The sequence below is a fragment of the Pseudomonas sp. genome (genome assembly GCF_050739775.1).
GTDB lineage: Bacteria > Pseudomonadota > Gammaproteobacteria > Pseudomonadales > Pseudomonadaceae > Aquipseudomonas.
Map to the genome: position 1 here is coordinate 15,811 of NZ_JBOICA010000004.1, position 15,481 is coordinate 31,291.

The 15,481-nt window shown below is 62.9% G+C and carries 12 protein-coding genes; 1 reads left to right on the forward strand and 11 read right to left on the reverse strand.

All coding sequences use genetic code 11. The features are described 5' to 3' along the window. Positions 1-24 precede the first annotated feature (24 nt). From ACRESH_RS03545 to ACRESH_RS03575, 7 genes are all read right to left on the reverse strand, one after another. Positions 25-1,443: an aminotransferase gene (locus ACRESH_RS03545; protein WP_431740642.1), complete on the reverse strand. Its 1,419-nt coding sequence runs from the start codon at positions 1,441-1,443 to the stop codon at positions 25-27. A gap of 33 nt (positions 1,444-1,476) precedes the next feature. After that, positions 1,477-2,580, reverse strand: a complete 1,104-nt coding sequence (locus tag ACRESH_RS03550; protein WP_431740643.1) for a polyamine ABC transporter substrate-binding protein — start codon at positions 2,578-2,580, stop codon at positions 1,477-1,479. 108 nt (positions 2,581-2,688) lie between these two features. Beyond that, positions 2,689-3,390, reverse strand: coding sequence for an NAD(P)H-dependent oxidoreductase (locus ACRESH_RS03555; protein WP_431740644.1), 702 nt, complete (start codon positions 3,388-3,390; stop codon positions 2,689-2,691). Between the two features lie 11 nt (positions 3,391-3,401). Next, positions 3,402-5,048, reverse strand: a complete 1,647-nt coding sequence (locus tag ACRESH_RS03560; RefSeq protein WP_431740645.1) for an ABC transporter ATP-binding protein — start codon at positions 5,046-5,048, stop codon at positions 3,402-3,404. Positions 5,049-5,050: 2 nt separating this feature from the next. Further along, the gene (locus ACRESH_RS03565; protein ID WP_431740646.1) at positions 5,051-5,878 is read right to left on the reverse strand and encodes an ABC transporter permease; all 828 of its coding nucleotides are present in this window, start codon (positions 5,876-5,878) and stop codon (positions 5,051-5,053) included. Between the two features lie 3 nt (positions 5,879-5,881). Then, positions 5,882-6,841 (reverse strand): ABC transporter permease, encoded by a 960-nt coding sequence (locus ACRESH_RS03570; RefSeq protein WP_431740647.1) that lies wholly within the window; start codon positions 6,839-6,841, stop codon positions 5,882-5,884. Between the two features lie 52 nt (positions 6,842-6,893). Then, the gene (locus ACRESH_RS03575) at positions 6,894-8,495 is read right to left on the reverse strand and encodes an ABC transporter substrate-binding protein (protein ID WP_431740648.1); all 1,602 of its coding nucleotides are present in this window, start codon (positions 8,493-8,495) and stop codon (positions 6,894-6,896) included. A gap of 163 nt (positions 8,496-8,658) precedes the next feature. On the opposite strand from ACRESH_RS03575, the gene ACRESH_RS03580 reads away from it, so the two are divergent. Then, a complete protein-coding gene (locus ACRESH_RS03580) occupies positions 8,659-9,099 on the forward strand; it encodes an Rrf2 family transcriptional regulator (RefSeq protein ID WP_431740649.1) in 441 nt (146 codons plus the stop codon). A gap of 21 nt (positions 9,100-9,120) precedes the next feature. Here the strand turns inward: ACRESH_RS03580 and ACRESH_RS03585 are convergent, their stop codons facing one another. The 4 genes from ACRESH_RS03585 to ACRESH_RS03600 are packed head-to-tail and all read right to left on the reverse strand — an operon-like array spanning position 9,121 to position 15,464. Further along, entirely contained in the window at positions 9,121-10,536 is a 1,416-nt protein-coding gene (locus ACRESH_RS03585; RefSeq protein WP_431740650.1) for an aldehyde dehydrogenase family protein, read from the reverse strand. Continuing rightward, positions 10,529-11,719, reverse strand: coding sequence for a pyridoxal phosphate-dependent aminotransferase (locus tag ACRESH_RS03590; protein WP_431740651.1), 1,191 nt, complete (start codon positions 11,717-11,719; stop codon positions 10,529-10,531). The genes ACRESH_RS03585 and ACRESH_RS03590 overlap by 8 nt, the downstream gene beginning before the upstream one ends. 27 nt (positions 11,720-11,746) lie before the next feature. Beyond that, positions 11,747-13,354, reverse strand: coding sequence for a 5-guanidino-2-oxopentanoate decarboxylase (locus tag ACRESH_RS03595; RefSeq protein WP_431740652.1), 1,608 nt, complete (start codon positions 13,352-13,354; stop codon positions 11,747-11,749). A 10-nt stretch (positions 13,355-13,364) separates the two neighbouring features. Beyond that, the gene (locus ACRESH_RS03600; RefSeq protein ID WP_431740653.1) at positions 13,365-15,464 is read right to left on the reverse strand and encodes an acetate--CoA ligase family protein; all 2,100 of its coding nucleotides are present in this window, start codon (positions 15,462-15,464) and stop codon (positions 13,365-13,367) included. Positions 15,465-15,481: the final 17 nt, after the last annotated feature.

Below are 15,481 nucleotides of genomic sequence, written 5' to 3' on the forward strand. Positions count from 1 at the left end.
GAGCCTGCACGCTTGCTCTTACACTCATGTGCCGCTGTACAGGCCATCGCGACGCAGCTCATTGGCCGTCTCGATAATGCACTGACGCAAAATCTCGACAATCTCGTCCACCTGGGCATGGGTGATGATCAAAGGCGGCGACATCACGTTCAGGTGCATGATCGGCCGCACCAGCAAACCCTTGTCCTGGGCACGGCGGTGGATGCGTTCGCCGATGTTTACCGCGTCGGCAAACAATGCCTTGCTGCGCTTGTCAGCGACGAATTCGACGCAGGCCATCAGTTTCATGCAACGCACATCGCCTACCAGTGGCAGCTCGCGCAGGCTTTGCAGACGTCGCTCCAGGTAGCTGCCGACATCTTTGACGTGGGCCAGCAGGTGCTCCCGTTCGATGATCTCGATATTCTTCAGCGCTGCAGTGCAGCACACCGGGTGGCCACTGTAGGTAAAACCGTGGGTGAAGCAACGGCCCTTGCCCGGCTCGGCAATGACCTTCCAGATTCGATCAGAGAAGATGCACGCGCCCAGCGGCAGGTAGGCCGAGGTCAGGCCCTTGGCCGTGGTGATGATATCCGGTTGCACGCCAAACAGTTCTTCACTGGCGAAGAAAGTGCCCAGGCGGCCGAAGGAGGTCACCACCTCATCGGCGACGAAGAGGATGTCGTAGGTCTGGCAGACCTGCCACATGCGCAGGAAATAGTCCTTGGGCGGGATGATCACCCCGCCTGAGCCCATGATCGGCTCGGCAAAGAACGCCGCGACATTGTCGGCACCCAGCGAGAGAATCTTGTCTTCAAACTCGGCCACCAGGAAATCGAGGAACTCGGCCTCATCCATGTCATCTGGCGCCCGGTACGGGTTGGGATTGGACACGTGGTGAATCAGATCATGCGCGTAATCGAACTCTGGCACCCGGTCGGCAGCCTTGTTGCCGATCGACATGGTCAGGGTGGTGGAGCCGTGATAGGCGTTGTAGCGCGCGATGACGTGCTTCTTGTGCGGCTTGCCCCGGCAGTTCTGGTAGAACTGGATCAGGCGGTAAGCGGTATCGACCGCCGTCGAGCCGCCAGTGGTGAGGAACACGTGGTCCAGATCACCCGGAGCAAGCTGGGCGAGTTTTTCGCACAGTTCGATGGCGACGGTGTTGGCCATGTCCGAGAAGGGATTGGAGTAGGCCAGCTTGCGTACCTGGTCGGCGATGGCCAGGGCCATTTCTTCGCGGCCCAGGCCAATGTTGGTGCACCACATGCCGCCTACCGCATCGAGGAAGCGGTTGCCCTCGGTGTCACGGATATAAGCACCCTCCCCGGCAACAATGTTCAGCGCACCCTGCTCGCGGTGCTCGTCGAACATGTGATAGCCGTGCATATAGTGGGCCTTGTCGGCCTCCACCAGCGGATCATGGGCAAAGGGGGTTGCGACAGCGTTGTTTGACGTAGCCATGGTCTGTTCCTTGGCAATGGGAATTGAGGTAAGTCAGAAACCGGTCTTGACCGTGCTCCAGACCCGGGTGATCGCGCGCATATCCCGGGCGTCCTGGGTTTTCTGGGCAAACAGACGTTCGCGGGTGGCGTCATCGGGATAGATCGCCGGATCGTTGCGGATGTCCGCCTGCACCAATGTCGTGGCCGCTGCATTGCTGTTGGCGTAGCGGATATAGTTGGTCACCTGGGCCATGGTCTGCGGCTGCAACAGAAACTCGACGAAACGATGGGCGTTGGCGCTGTGCGGGGCATCCTTGGGCAGGTAAAGGTTGTCGAACCAGATCAGCGAGCCTTCCTTGGGGATGAAGAACGACAACTTGATGTCTTTTTTCGCTTCTTCGGCGCGGGCCTGGGCGATGGCGTAGTCACCCGACCAGGTCAGTGCCATGCACACATCACCATTAGGCAGGCTGGTGAGGTAGTTCACCGAGTCGAATTTCTTGATATAGGGGCGAATGTCCAGCAGCAGCTTTTCGACTGCCTTGAGGTCAGCAGGCGCAGCGCTGCGTGGGTCTTTGCCAAGGTATTTGAGCGCCAGCGGGATCACCTCGGTGGGCGCGTCCATCAGGGTCACGCCGCAGTCGGCAAAGCGCGAGACGATCTTGGGGTCGAACAGCATGGCCAGCGAACCGATCGGCGCATCGGGCATACGGGCTTTGATCTTGTCGACGTTGTACGTCACCCCGTTACTGCCCCAGGTATAGGGCGCCGAGTATTTCAGGCCCGGATCGTAGCCTTGCAGCGCCTGCACCACCTGTGCATCGAGGTTGTGCCAGCTGGGCAGTTGCTGTTTGTCCAGCGGCTGGAATACGCCGGCCTTGATCAGCGGCGGCACCAAGGAGGCGTTGAGCATGACCAGGTCGTAGCCGGAGCGGCCGGTCAGCAGTTTGGTCTGCACGGTTTCGTAGCCATCGAAGGTGTCGTAGATCACCTTGATGCCCGTGGCTTTTTCGAAATCGGCCAGGGTGGTTTCGCCGATGTAGTCCGTCCAGTTGTACAACCTGAGGGTGTTGCCGGTGCCCACTTCAGCGGCCAGGGTAGCCGTGGCAGTGGACGCCAGCAACAGACTGCACATCACCTTCAGTGCCTTGCGCATAGCAACTCCGTCGTGTGACTGCTCCGGGTGAGCCGATGGACTTACTATCAGGTGATTCGGTGGCGGCGACCATAACCCGAATGGGTGGGTAATCGCAGCCGCTACGCATCAGGCCAACGGATACAGCGCCTCGTCAAACTGCGACAACCGCACAAACTCCAGCGGCTGGTCGTCCGACAGGTGCTCAAGACGCTGCTGATAGCTGCGCAAGAAGTCCTTGCGCGCATCTTCACTGATGTACGGCACATGCCAGGCCACAAACGGCTCCAGCACATCGAAACCGACATAAGCCAGGGTGCCTCGCAAGATCGGCCGCAACATATCCTCCAGTGGCCCATGGATCGCGCCTTCGCCAAACATATGCTCGCGCCCGCCAAGGGTCACGGTAACCAGGGCCTTTTTGCCGACCAGCCCGCCCTGGTCGTAGAAACGCTTGCCGCCATAACAGACGCCAGACACCAGCACCCGGTCGATCCAGCCCTTGAGCATGGCCGGGGCCGAGAACCAGTAGATCGGAAAGTTCAGCACCACAAGGTCGGCCCACAACAGCTTGTCCAGCTCCTGCTGGATATCCGCGGCAAGCGAACCGCTCTTGACCCCCAGGCGCTGCTCCAGGGCATAGACCAGGTACTCGGGGTTTTCCCGGGAGCCGAAGTCCTCGGCGCTGGCCACCGGATTCCAGTTCATCGCATACAGATCACTGACCTGCGCCTGATGGCCCTGGGCCTGAAAGGTCTCCACTGCCTTATCACGCAGCGCGGCGGTGAAAGACTGCGGCTCGGGATGAGCGTGAACGATCAATACATTCATCAGGGTTTTCCTTAAACAGGTTGCAACGTAGAAGGGGCGGCGCGGCTGGCCAGCAGGCGATTGAGCCAGTCAGGGTCCATTTCCGGCTCCGAGGAGAACAACAGTCCGGTGTAGTCGCGATACGGCGGGCTGAAGATGGCATCGCGGCTGCCGTGATCCACCACCCGCCCGCGTTGCATCACCAGCACTTCATCGGCGATGGCGCGCACCGTGGCGACGTCGTGGGTGATGAACAGGTAGGCCATGCCCAGTTGCTGCTGAATGCGGTTGAGCAGTTTGAGCACACCTTCGGCGACCAGTTGGTCCAGCGCCGAGGTCACCTCGTCGCAGATGATCAATTGCGGTTCGGCGGCCAGTGCCCGGGCAATGCAGATGCGTTGTTTCTGTCCGCCGGAGAGTTCGCGGGGCTGGCGTTCCATGTACAGCGCCGGGTCCAGTTCGATCATCTCCAGCAGCTCGGCCACCCGTTTGCGCATGGCCTGGCCCTTGAGCCCGAGGTAGAAGGTCAACGGCCGACCAATAATGTCGACGATGCGCTGACGTGGGTTCAGGGCTGTGTCGGGGATCTGGTAGATCATCTGGATACGCCGCAGTTGCTCCTTGCTGCGCTGGCGAAAATCGGCCGGCAAGGCTTCACCGTCATACAGCACTTGCCCCGCCGTCGGCGGCAGCAGGCCGGTGATCAGCCGCGCCGTGGAGCTCTTGCCACTGCCGGACTCACCGATCACCGCCAGGGTCTGGCCGCGATGGAGCGTCAACGAAACATCGTGCAGGACCGGCTGCTGGCCATAACTGGCGCACGCCTGGCGCACCTCTAGCAAAGGTAGCTCCTGCGCCGGGCTAGGCTTGGGCTCGGTGCGAAAGCTTCGCACCGCCCACAGCGATTTGGTGTAGTCCTGCTGCGGCGCGTCGAGCATGCTGCGGGTGTCGGCCTCCTCCACCAACTTGCCGTGGCGCAAGACCATGATGCGGTCGGCCATCTGCGCCACCACCGCCAGGTCGTGACTGATGTACAGCGCTGCGCTGCCGTAGGTTTTCACCGCATCACGAATCGCCGCCAGCACTTCGATCTGGGTGGTGACGTCCAGCGCGGTGGTCGGTTCGTCGAAGATGATCAGGTCGGGATGGCAAGCCATGGCCATCGCGGTCATCACCCGTTGCAACTGACCGCCAGAGACCTGGTGCGGATAACGCTGGCCGATCTGTTCGGGGTTGGGCAGACGCAGCACCCGGTACAGCTGCACTGCTTCGGCCTCGGCCTGGGCACGGTCGATGCCAGCGTTCTTCACTGCGGTTTCAATATGCTGGTCGATCAAGCGGTGGGCCGGGTTGAACGAGGCCGCGGCGCTTTGCGCCACATAAGCGATGCGCAGTCCACGCAGCTTGCGCAAGGTTTCGGCACGGGCACCGACCAGTTCCATGCCGTCAAACAGCACTGAACCGCCGGTGATCCGGCAGCCATCGCGCACATAACCCATCGACGCCAGGCCCAGCGTCGACTTGCCGGCCCCCGACTCGCCGATCAACCCCAACACTTCACCGCGTTGCAGGGTCAGGTCGATGCCTTTGATCAAAGGATGCCAGGCGTCTTCATAATGCCCTTCGATGCGCAGGTCGCGGATTTCCAGCAGCGGCTTTTCACTACTCACTCGGGTCATGCTCAGCACTCCTTGAGGCCGCTGGATGCGTGCAGCACCCAATCCACGACGAAATTGACACTGACGGTGATCAACGCCACCGCCAGCGCCGGCAACAGCGGGCTGATATCACCGAAGGTAATCAGTACCGCGTTGTCGCGCACCATGCTGCCCCAGTCGGCGGTTGGCGGCTGGATACCCAGGCCCAGGAACGACAGCGCGCTGATGAACAGAAAGACAAAACAGAAGCGCAGGCCAAACTCGGCGATCAACGGTGCCGCGGCATTGGGCAGCACTTCGCGGCTGACCAGCCACCACAGCCCTTCCCCACGCAACCGCGCCGCCTCGACAAAGTCCTGGACCACCACGGTCATGGCCACCGCCCGTGACAGACGAAACACCCGGGTGGCATCCAGCAGTGCAATCACCAGCACCAAGGAGGTGGCCGTGGTACCGACCACGCTGAGGATCAGCAAGGCGAAGATCAACTGCGGGATGGCCATGAGAATATCCACCACCCGCGACAGGCCCTGATCGATCCAGCCGCCCTTGATCGCCGCCACCAACCCACAGAAGCCACCCAGGGCAAAGGCCAGAACGGTAGTCAGAAAGGCGATGCCCAGGGTGTTGCGGGCGCCATAGACCAGACGGCTGAACATGTCGCGCCCGAGGTTATCGGTACCCAGCAGAAACTCCCCGCCCCAGGGCGCGAAGCCCTCGCCCACCACCTGGGTCTCGCCATAGGGCGCCAGGACCGGGGCGAACAGCGCCACCAGCACATACAGGACAATCACCAGCAGGCCGAACTTGGCGCTCAAGGGCGCGCGCAGCAGTTGTTTGATCAGGCTCATGGCTTACCCCTTCGGATGCATCAGGCGTGGGTTGCTGGCAATCGACAGCACATCGGCCGTGGTATTGAGCAGGATGTAGGTCGCGGCAAAGATCAGACTGCAGGCCTGCACCACCGGGATGTCACGCTTGGCCACCGAATCGACCAGCAGTTGGCCGAGGCCGGGGTAGACGAACACCACCTCGACCACCACCACGCCGACCACCAGGTAGGCCAGATTCAACGCCACGACGTTGATGATCGGGGCCAGGGCGTTGGGCAAGGCATGGTGGAAGATGATCCGCGCCGGGCTGATGCCCTTGAGCCGCGCCATCTCGATATAGGGGCTGGCCAGCAGGTTGATCAGCGCCGCGCGGGTCATGCGCATCATCTGTGCGATCACCACCAGGCTCAGGGTCAGCACCGGCAACAGCGAACGCTCCAGCACTTCGGCAAAACTTGCCCCCGGGGCCAGGTTGGAGATGCTCGGCAGCCAGTTGAGCTTCACCGCGAACACCAGAATGAGGATGTAGGCGACAAAGAACTCGGGGAACGACACTGCACTCAAGGCGCTGGTGTTGAGCAGCCGGTCGAACCAGCTGTTGCGGTACAACGCCGCGAGCATGCCGAGCAGCAGCGCCACCGGTACCGAAACCAGCGCTGCCAGTACTGCAAGGCTGAAGGTATTGCCCAGGCGGCTGCCGATCAGTTCAGCAATCGGCCGCTGGTTGGCCAGAGACACGCCGAGATCACCGTGCAACAGTTGCCAGGCCCACTGGCCGAAGCGAGTCAGTGCCGGTACATCCAGGCCCAGTTGCGTACGTAGCGCCGCTACGGTTTCTGGCGTGGCGGCTTGGCCGAGCATGGCCTCGGCCACGTCGCCAGGCAGCATGCCCACGGCCAGGAAGATGATCACCGCCACCGCAAACAGCGACAACAGGCCCAGGGCCAGACGCTGCACAAGCAGTTTGTAAAGACTATTCACCGGACAGCTCCTCGAACAGACACAACGAAAGGTGGCACTGCAGGTTCAGCCCTCAGGCCTGCCACCAACGCTCGATCAGGCGCAGACCGTCCAGCTCGCCGTAGGGCGCGGTCACCCCGCCATGGGCGACGCGCTTGGAGCGGGCCGCCACGGAGCTGGCGAACAGCGGCACGATCGCCCCGCCATCGTCGCGGCACAGGGCCTGCATTTCGTTGTACATCTCCTGGCGCAGCGGCGCGTTCATCTCGCCACGGGCGGCATTGAGCAGCTGGTTGAAGCGTGGGTTGTCCCAGTGTGTCTCGTTCCAGGCCGCGCCCTTGGCGTAGCCGATGCTGAACATGCGGTCGGCGGTCAGGCTGCTGTAGAAGAACGAAGTGGTGAAGGGTTGCTTCATCCACACGTTGGTGAAGAAGCCGTCGGCCGGCTCGCGCACAACATCGATGTCGATACCGGCCTGCCGCGCCTGCTCCTTGAACAACACCGAAGCATCCACGGCGCCGGTGTAGGCCGCATCGGAGGCTTGCAGACGCACCTTGAGCGAATCGACGCCGGCCTGACGCAGGTAGAAGCGCGCCTTGTCCGGGTCGTAGCTGCGCTGCTCCAGAGCGTTATTGATAAAGCGGCTGCCGGGCTGGATCGGATGATCGTTGCCGATCTGGCCGTAGCCGTAGAGCACCGAGGCGAGCAAGGTCTCACGGTTGATCGCATGCTTGAGGGCCAGGCGGATGTTGTTGTCCTGGAACTGCGTGCTGTCGGTCAGCATCGGGAAGGTGTAGTGCTGGGCGGCTTTGGTTTCTTCGATGGCCAGGTTCGGGTTGCGCTTGAGCAAGGCCACGGTTTTCAGGTCGACCTTGTTGATCACATCGACTTGACCGGTGACCAGAGCATTGACCCGCGCAGCGCCATCGGCGATGGCCAGCAGCTCGGCACTGGCGAAATGCGCCCTGCCCGCTTTCCAGTAATCCGGGCTGCGCTCCAGGTCCATGCGCACGCCGGGCTCGAAGCCCTTGAGACGGTAACCGCCAGTGCCCACGCCAGACTGCCAGTCGGCTGCACCGTCCTTGGCCGGCATGATCGCCAGGTGATAGTCGGCGACCACATAGGCAAAGTCGACGTTGCCCGAATGCAGTTCGAACACCACGGTATCGTTGCCCTCGGCGCGAACCTGGGCGACGTCACCGAGCACGGTCTTGGCCGCCGACGTGGATTTATCGCCCAGGTGATGCTGGATCGAAGCCACTACATCGTTGGCGTCCAGGGTCTTGCCGTTGTGGAAGGTCACGCCCTTGCGCAGGGTGAAGGTCCAGATCCGTGCATCGGGGCTCAGTTCCCAGCGCTCGGCCAGTTCCGGAATGGCGCTGCCATCCACGCCGATTTCGCAGAGGGTGTTGTACACCGCCGAGAAGCCAACAAAGGTGAAGGTGTCGCTCCAGGAGCCCGGATCGTGCGAATCGGTGGTACTGCCACCGGCCAGGCCCATACGCAGCACGCCACCGGCTTTTGGGGTGGCCTCCTCGGCCCAGCCACGCATCGGCAAGCCAAGACTGAAGGCCCCGGCCACCGCTGCTACGGTGGCGCTATATTTGAGAAAGTCGCGACGCGGCAAGCCGCCGTCGTGCATCGCTTGAGTAATTTTGTTGTTGTTATCGCTCATGGCATTGCCCCTGTTGAAGCGCAGAGAAAAGGATTCAGCCGACTTCGCACGCATCGATGCTGCAAATATTTGTATTTGTCATCGTGACAATTACATTAGACTCAATCACACACCGCTGCCAAGCCCCCTTCAGGATGGATTTTTTCAAAGGACTCTACCGACCATGAGCCAGTCGACTCGCCTGATCACCGCCTCGTACATTCTGTCGTTCGTGGCTGCCAACGCCCCGCAGAAACTGCGCACCGAGACCATTGCCAAATGGGTCAAGACCCACCCCACGCGAGTGCGCAGCCTGGTCTCGCTGATGGTCAAGGCCAACATCCTCAAGTCCTGGCGCGGCGCCCACGGCGGCTTGACCCTCGCCCGTGCGGCCAGTGAGATCACCTTGCGCGAGGTATACGACGCGGTGCAGGAAAGCTCGTTGATCGCCGAGAAGATCGACAACCCCTTCTCCGGCCTGGAAGACCACTGCAAGGTGTTCGAGGTGTTCACCCGCCTGTTTGCGATGCTGGAGGCCAACATGCGCCTGGACCTCGGTGCGATTACCGCTGACCAGTTGTTTGTTGCGTTCGATAAGCCGCTGGAAAAGGCCGAGCAGGCCTGAGCCTGCCCGGAGTACCTCAGATCAGATCTGCATGGCCTTGATCTCGACGAACTCGGCCAACCCCTCCTCACCCCACTCACGGCCGTTGCCCGACTGCTTGTAGCCGCCGAACGGCGCCTGGTAGTTGAAAGCTGCGCCATTGATGAAGCATTGCCCGGTACGCAGTTGCCGCCCTAGTTGCAAGGCCCGCTCGCGGTCAGCCGCCCAGACGGCGCCGGACAAGCCAAAGGGTGAGTCGTTGGCCAGGGCAATCGCCTGGGCCTCATCGACATAAGGGATCAGGCACAGCACCGGACCGAAGATTTCCTCCTGGGCAATGCGCATGCGGTTGTCGACATCGGCGAACAGGGTTGGCTGCACATAGAAACCCCGCTCGAAGCCCGGTGCGCTGTCACCGCCACACAGCAAGCGCGCGCCCTCCTCCTGGCCGATGCGGATGTAATCCTGCACCGTGCGCCGCTGCGCCGCCGAACACATCGGCCCGAGGAAGCTCTGCGGATCTTGCGGATCGCCCATGACCAGCTTGCGGGTCTCATCCACTGCAATCTCCAGCGCCTCGTCATAGCGGCTGGCGGGCAGCAGCATGCGGGTCAAGGCGGTACAAGTCTGCCCGGAGTTGATCATCACGTCCTGCACACCATAACGCACGGCGGCTTCAAGGTCGGCGTCGGCGGTAATCAGCAACGGCGACTTGCCGCCCAGTTCCAGGCACACGCGTTTCACCGTCGGCGCAGCGGCCTGGGCCACGCGGACACCGGCGCCGGTGGAACCGGTGAACGACACCATGTCGACCTGCGGATGCCGGGCCAGGGCTTCACCGACTTTCGAGCCCGGCCCACTGACCAGGTTGAATACCCCGGCAGGCAAGCCGATGGCTTCGATCATCTCGGCCAGCAAGAAGGCGTGCAACGGGGTTTCCTGGCTTGGCTTGACCACCACCGTGCAGCCCGCCGCCAAGGCAGGGGCCAGTTTGCCGATCAACTGGTGCAGCGGATAGTTCCACGGGTTGATGAACGCGCAGACGCCAACGGCTTCGCGGTACACCAACGAATTTCCAACCCCACGCACTTCATCCATCAGGCCAGTCAGTCCAACGTATTGCTCAAGCCCGGCAATCGGCCCATCCACCTGGACGCTACGACACCACTGCACCGGCATGCCCAGCTCGGCGGTGATGACACTGGCCATTTCCTCGGCACGCGCTGTCAGTTGCGCGACCAAGGCCTGGAGGTAGCCCGCCCGCACGCTCGATGGCGTGCGCGACCAGTCGGCAAACGCTTGACGCGCTGCCGCTACCGCACGGTTGACGTCCTCTTCGTCACCCAGCGGCACGCGGCCGGTAACCGTTTCGCTGGCCGGGTCGATCACCTCGGCCATGCCCCGCCCGGACGGCACCTGCCAGGTGCCATCGATAAACAGACGCGAATATTCACGCATGGGCCTTGGCCTCCATCAGCTCTGCCGCGCAGCGGGCAATACGCTGGCAGGCATCCTGCAGCGGCTCGTCACCCAGCACCAGGCCCAGGCGAATATGCCCTGCCGCACTCGGGCCGAAGGCTTCACCGGCGAGCACCGACACGCCGTGGCGGTCCAACAACTGATTAGAGAATGCCTGGGCGCTGAGGCCGGTTTCGCGGATATCGACCATCACGAACATGCCGCCATCAGGCTTGAGCGCCTTCAGTCCCGGACAATCGGCCAGGCACTGGCAGACCAGGTCGCGGCGCTGGCGGTAGGCTTCGCGCATCGCCAGCAGTTCCGGTAATTGTTGCTCCAGGGCCACCACGGCGGCGTCCTGGATGAAGTCCGGCGAGCCGTAGAGCATGCACAAAGCGAGGTTCTCCAGATGCGCAGCCAAAGCCGTTGAGCCCACTACCCAGCCTACCCGCCAACCGGTCATGGCATGGGACTTGGACAGGCTGTTCAAGGTCGCCGTGCGTTCTGCCATGCCCGGCAGGCTGCCGGGGCTGATGTGTTCGCCTTCGTACAACAGCTCGCTGTAAACCTCATCGGAAATCAGCCACAAGTCATGGCCTATGCACAGTTCGGCCAGCGCCTCCCAGGTCGAGCGCGGCAGGCTCGCACCTGAGGGGTTGTGCGGGCTGTTCAGAGCCAGTGCGCGGGTGCGTGGGGTGATGCGCGCGGCAACATCCTCGGGGCACACACGAAAACCGTTCTCCGAACGCACCGGCACCGGTACCACGGTCGCGCCACAGGCGCCGAACACAGCTTCGTAGGTGACATACATCGGTTCGGCGACAATCACCTCATCGCCAGGGTTGAGCACGCATTGGGCAACACAGAACAGCGCGCACTGGGCACCCGCCAGCACCGTCACCTGATCAGCGCTGACCGGCTGGCCGCTGCGCTGCTGGTGACGCCGGGCAATGGCCTGGCGCAGAGCCAGTTTGCCGCGTACGTCCGAATAGTGCGTGTGGCCGTTGTGCAGGCTGTCGATGGCGGCCTGGACGATGGGCGCCGGAGTGTCGAAGTCCGGGTCGCCGACCGACAACAAGAGGATGTCCTGGCCTTGCGCTTGCAATTCGAGGGCGCGGTAGTGAATATCCCAGGCGGCGGCGCCGTCACCGGCAATGCGTTGGGTCAGATCGGAAAAGCGCATGGCAATCTTCCTGAATAGGGTTGGACGTCAGCGAGCACAGGCGTGCTTGAGCTCGATCAGGGTCACGCTGTTGCGGGCAAAACCTGCGCGCAGGTCCTGTTGCAGTTCATCGAGGCTGCGTGGCTGGGCCACGGTACAGCCGAACGCACGGCCCAGCCCGGCAAAGTCGGGGTTGCGCGGTAGCACACCAATGGGCTCGATATCCAGGCTGAGCATGTCGTCGCGGATCTGCCCCAGCGCATCGTTGTTCCACAGCAGCACGACCAGGGGACGGTCCAGCTCTTCGACGGCTGTGGCCAGTTCCTGAGCGGTGTACAAGAAGCCGCCATCGCCGACCAATACCAGGCCCGGACGATCCTCGGTGGCGAACATGCCACCAATACCCGCTGGCAAGCCGTAGCCCAGGGTGCCGTAGCCAGTGGGGTGCAGCCAGCTGCGCGGCGCCCGGCTGGCAAAGGCATAGTTGCCGGTGTAGGCCAGCTGGGTCATGTCGGTACTGATGAAGGCGTTGTCGGGAAGCTCGGCCGCCACCCGGTCGAGAATCGCCTGATGGACCGTCTGCAGCGGGCCATGCCCGGCCTTGACCGCCTGACGCAAGGCAGAGACCGAAGCGATAGCCGCCTCGGGGTCGCGCTTGATGTCCGGCAAGTGTTCCAGCAAAGCGCTGACGGTCAGCCGTGCATCGCCCTGCAAGGCCAGCGCACAGGGATAGAAATCGTTGAACTTGCGTGGGTCGATATCCACCCGCAGCAGCTCGCCATTGAGTTCCAGGCGTTCACGCCAGAAGTCGGTGTCGGCCATCTCGGTGCCCACGGCCAGGACCACATCGGCCTCGGCGATCAGCTTCCAGCCCGGCTCGACACACAGGCTTGCACCGGCGTTGAGCGGTACATTCGGGGCCAATAGGCCTTTACCGGCGACGCTGGTGAACAGCGGCGCTGCCAGCCGGGTACTCAGTTGTTGCAGCACATCGGCAGCCTGCAACGCTCCGCCGCCGGCGATGATCATCGGCCGTTTGGCCGCCGCCAGTTTGGCCGCCACCTGCTCCAGCACGTTGCTGGCTGGCAGGCCACGGCTTGGGCGGCGGACCACTTCATTGCTCCAGTCCCGCTTGACCGGCGCCGCCAGCACATTCAGTGGCACCGAAATATGCACCGGCCGCGGCCGCTCACTGTCAAACACCGCATAGGCGCGGGCAATCAGTTCCGGCAAGTCCTCGGCACTCAAGGCCACGGCGGAAAACGCCGTGATCGGCGCGGTCATGGCGCGCTGGTCCTGGGTCTCGTGCAGACAGCCCCAGCCCTTGCCCAGGCTTGCGGTGTGGTTGACGCTGGAAATCACCAGCATCGGGATCGAGTCGGCGTACGCCTGGCCGATGGCAGTGGCGGCATTAGTTACGCCTGGGCCGGTGATGACGAAACACACGCCGGGCTTGCCGCTGACCCGGGCATAGCCGTCAGCCATAAAGCCTGCGCCCTGCTCATGGCGGGTAAGGACGTGACGAATGCCGCTGCCGGGCAGGCCGCGGTACAACTCCAGGGTATGCACCCCGGGAATACCGAACACCGTGTCGACACCGTAGTTGGCCAACAGGCGAACCAGGGCCTGGCCGCCGGTCAATGGGCTGTTGTGCATGTTGTTCTCCTTACGCCTGGCCGAGGCGAATCAACGCATCGACCGCGGTGGTGCCCTGGGCACCGACCATTAATGGGTTCACATCCAGTTCCAGCAGTTGCCCGGCGTTTTCGCAGGCGTAGTCGGCCACGGCGCGGATTGCCGCTACCAGTGCATCCAGATCAGCGTGCTCGCGACCACGGAAGCCCTGGAGCAGACTGGCGCTACGCAGACCGAGTACGGCCGCGCGAATGGCACCGTCGGTGGTTGGCAATAGAAGGGTCTTGCTGTCCTTGAGCAGCTCGACGAGGATCCCGCCCGCACCGATCAGCAGGGCCAGGCCGAAGTCGTTTTCACGCTTGATACCGACGATCAGCTCGGCCAGCGGCGCGCTGGCCATAGGTTCGAGCAGCACCTGCTCGAACGGCACATGCGGCGCATAAGCGCCAATTCGTGCGCGCATCTGTTGCAGTGCACTGACCAGCGCTTGCGCGTCGCGCAGGTTGAGCGCCACGGCACCGGCTTCGGTCTTGTGCGGCAACTGCGCGCTCACGGCCTTGAGCACCAGTGGGTAGCCCACGGCCTCTGCGGCTTTGACTGCCTGATCAGCTGTGGTCAGCACGCCTGCCGGAACAGGCAAGCCGAACGCCTTCAGTGCCTGTTTGGAGTCCCACTCATTGAGCAATTCGCTGTCACCTTGCAGCGCTTGTGGACACACCGGCACCAGCGCCGACTCGCCGAGGTCGAGCAAGGCCTGACGCCTGCTTTGGTAGGCGGCGATACGCCCCCAGGCCGCCAGCCCATCCTCAACCCCTTGCAGCGCCGCAATGCCATGGCCATGCAGGCGCTCGCGGGCACTGGCCGGGAGCAGTTCAGGGAAGGCCGAAGTGACAAAGCCGATCTTACCGTGGCGCTTGAGCGCGGCGCTGTACAGCTCAAGCAGCAGGTCGCACTCCTTGCGCTCGCCGGTATATTCGGCCGGATAGTCGAGCACCAGCATGGCCGCGTCGGCCTCGCTACGCAGGGCGCTGTCGAGCATGCGCTCAAGCGCTGCACCGTCGCCCCAGATTGCCGTGGTGAAGTCCAGCGGGTTGACCAGGTTGGCGTAGGCCGGCAGTACCTGGGCCAGCTCATCGACCTGACTGGCGTCGAGTTTGGGCAGGCTCAGGTCGTTGCGTTCGGCGTAATCGGCAATCAGCCCGGCGTCGCCACCGGAACAGGCCAGGGCAATCAGGCTGCGGCCCTTGGGCAGGTTGCCGCAGGCCACGGCCTTGAGGGTTTCGGCAAAGCTCACCGGACCGCTGACGCGGATCACTCCCAGGCGCTGGAACAGACTGTCGTAGAGCGCATCGGAACCGGACAGCGAGCTGGTATGACTCAGGGCCAGCTCGGCACCGATCTGCGACACCCCGGTTTTCAGGGCGATGATCGGGATGCCCTTCTCCAGCGCCTTGTGCGCCGCACGGGCAAAGCCAGGCACATTCTTCAGACCTTCAAGGTGCAGGCCGATGGCAGTCACCCGCGGTTCATCCAGCAGCACATCCATCAGCTCGGCGATGCCCAGCTGTGCCTGGTTGCCGACCGAGGCCATGTAGGCCACCGGTAAGGAGCGGTCGCTCATCGACAGGTTGTAGGCGAAGTTGCCGCTCTGGGTCAGGATCGCTACGCCCTTCTCGACTGCCTTGCCGCCGTGCGCCACCGGCCACAACGCGCTGTTGTGCAGGTAATCGAGCAGGCCATAGCAATTGGGGCCGAGCAACGCCATGTTGCCGGCGGCGTTGAGCAGTTGCTGCTGCAGCGCCTGGCCTTCGGCGCCGGCTTCGGCAAAGCCCGAGGCATAGCAGATCGCCCCGCCGGTATCGATGGCGGCCAGTTCAGCGACGCAGGTGAGCGTCAGTTCGCGGTTGGTGGCGATGAATACAGCGTCCGGGCCGCAGGGCAGCTCGTCGACACTGCGCACACAGGGAATACCATCGATGCTGTCGTGCTGTGGGTTAACCAGCCACATCTGGCCTTGATAACCGCCTTCGGCACAGCGTTTGAACGCCCGCGCCATGCTGCGTCCACCGACAAAGGCCAGGTGGCGCGGCGCCAGCAGACGCTTGAGGTTGTCACGAATCGACTGCGACATAAGAGTTCTCCGACCCG

Excerpts from the sequence above, each read along its gene's own strand:
- ACRESH_RS03545 (WP_431740642.1), bottom strand. The coding sequence starts at position 1,443 with ATGGCTACGTCAAACAACGCTGTCGCAACCCCCTTTGCCCATGATCCG.
- ACRESH_RS03550 (WP_431740643.1), bottom strand. The coding sequence starts at position 2,580 with ATGCGCAAGGCACTGAAGGTGATGTGCAGTCTGTTGCTGGCGTCCACT.
- ACRESH_RS03555 (WP_431740644.1), bottom strand. The coding sequence starts at position 3,390 with ATGAATGTATTGATCGTTCACGCTCATCCCGAGCCGCAGTCTTTCACC.
- ACRESH_RS03560 (WP_431740645.1), bottom strand. The coding sequence starts at position 5,048 with ATGACCCGAGTGAGTAGTGAAAAGCCGCTGCTGGAAATCCGCGACCTG.
- ACRESH_RS03565 (WP_431740646.1), bottom strand. The coding sequence starts at position 5,878 with ATGAGCCTGATCAAACAACTGCTGCGCGCGCCCTTGAGCGCCAAGTTC.
- ACRESH_RS03575 (WP_431740648.1), bottom strand. The coding sequence starts at position 8,495 with ATGAGCGATAACAACAACAAAATTACTCAAGCGATGCACGACGGCGGC.
- ACRESH_RS03580 (WP_431740649.1), top strand. The coding sequence starts at position 8,659 with ATGAGCCAGTCGACTCGCCTGATCACCGCCTCGTACATTCTGTCGTTC.
- ACRESH_RS03585 (WP_431740650.1), bottom strand. The coding sequence starts at position 10,536 with ATGCGTGAATATTCGCGTCTGTTTATCGATGGCACCTGGCAGGTGCCG.
- ACRESH_RS03590 (WP_431740651.1), bottom strand. The coding sequence starts at position 11,719 with ATGCGCTTTTCCGATCTGACCCAACGCATTGCCGGTGACGGCGCCGCC.
- ACRESH_RS03595 (WP_431740652.1), bottom strand. The coding sequence starts at position 13,354 with ATGCACAACAGCCCATTGACCGGCGGCCAGGCCCTGGTTCGCCTGTTG.
- ACRESH_RS03600 (WP_431740653.1), bottom strand. The coding sequence starts at position 15,464 with ATGTCGCAGTCGATTCGTGACAACCTCAAGCGTCTGCTGGCGCCGCGC.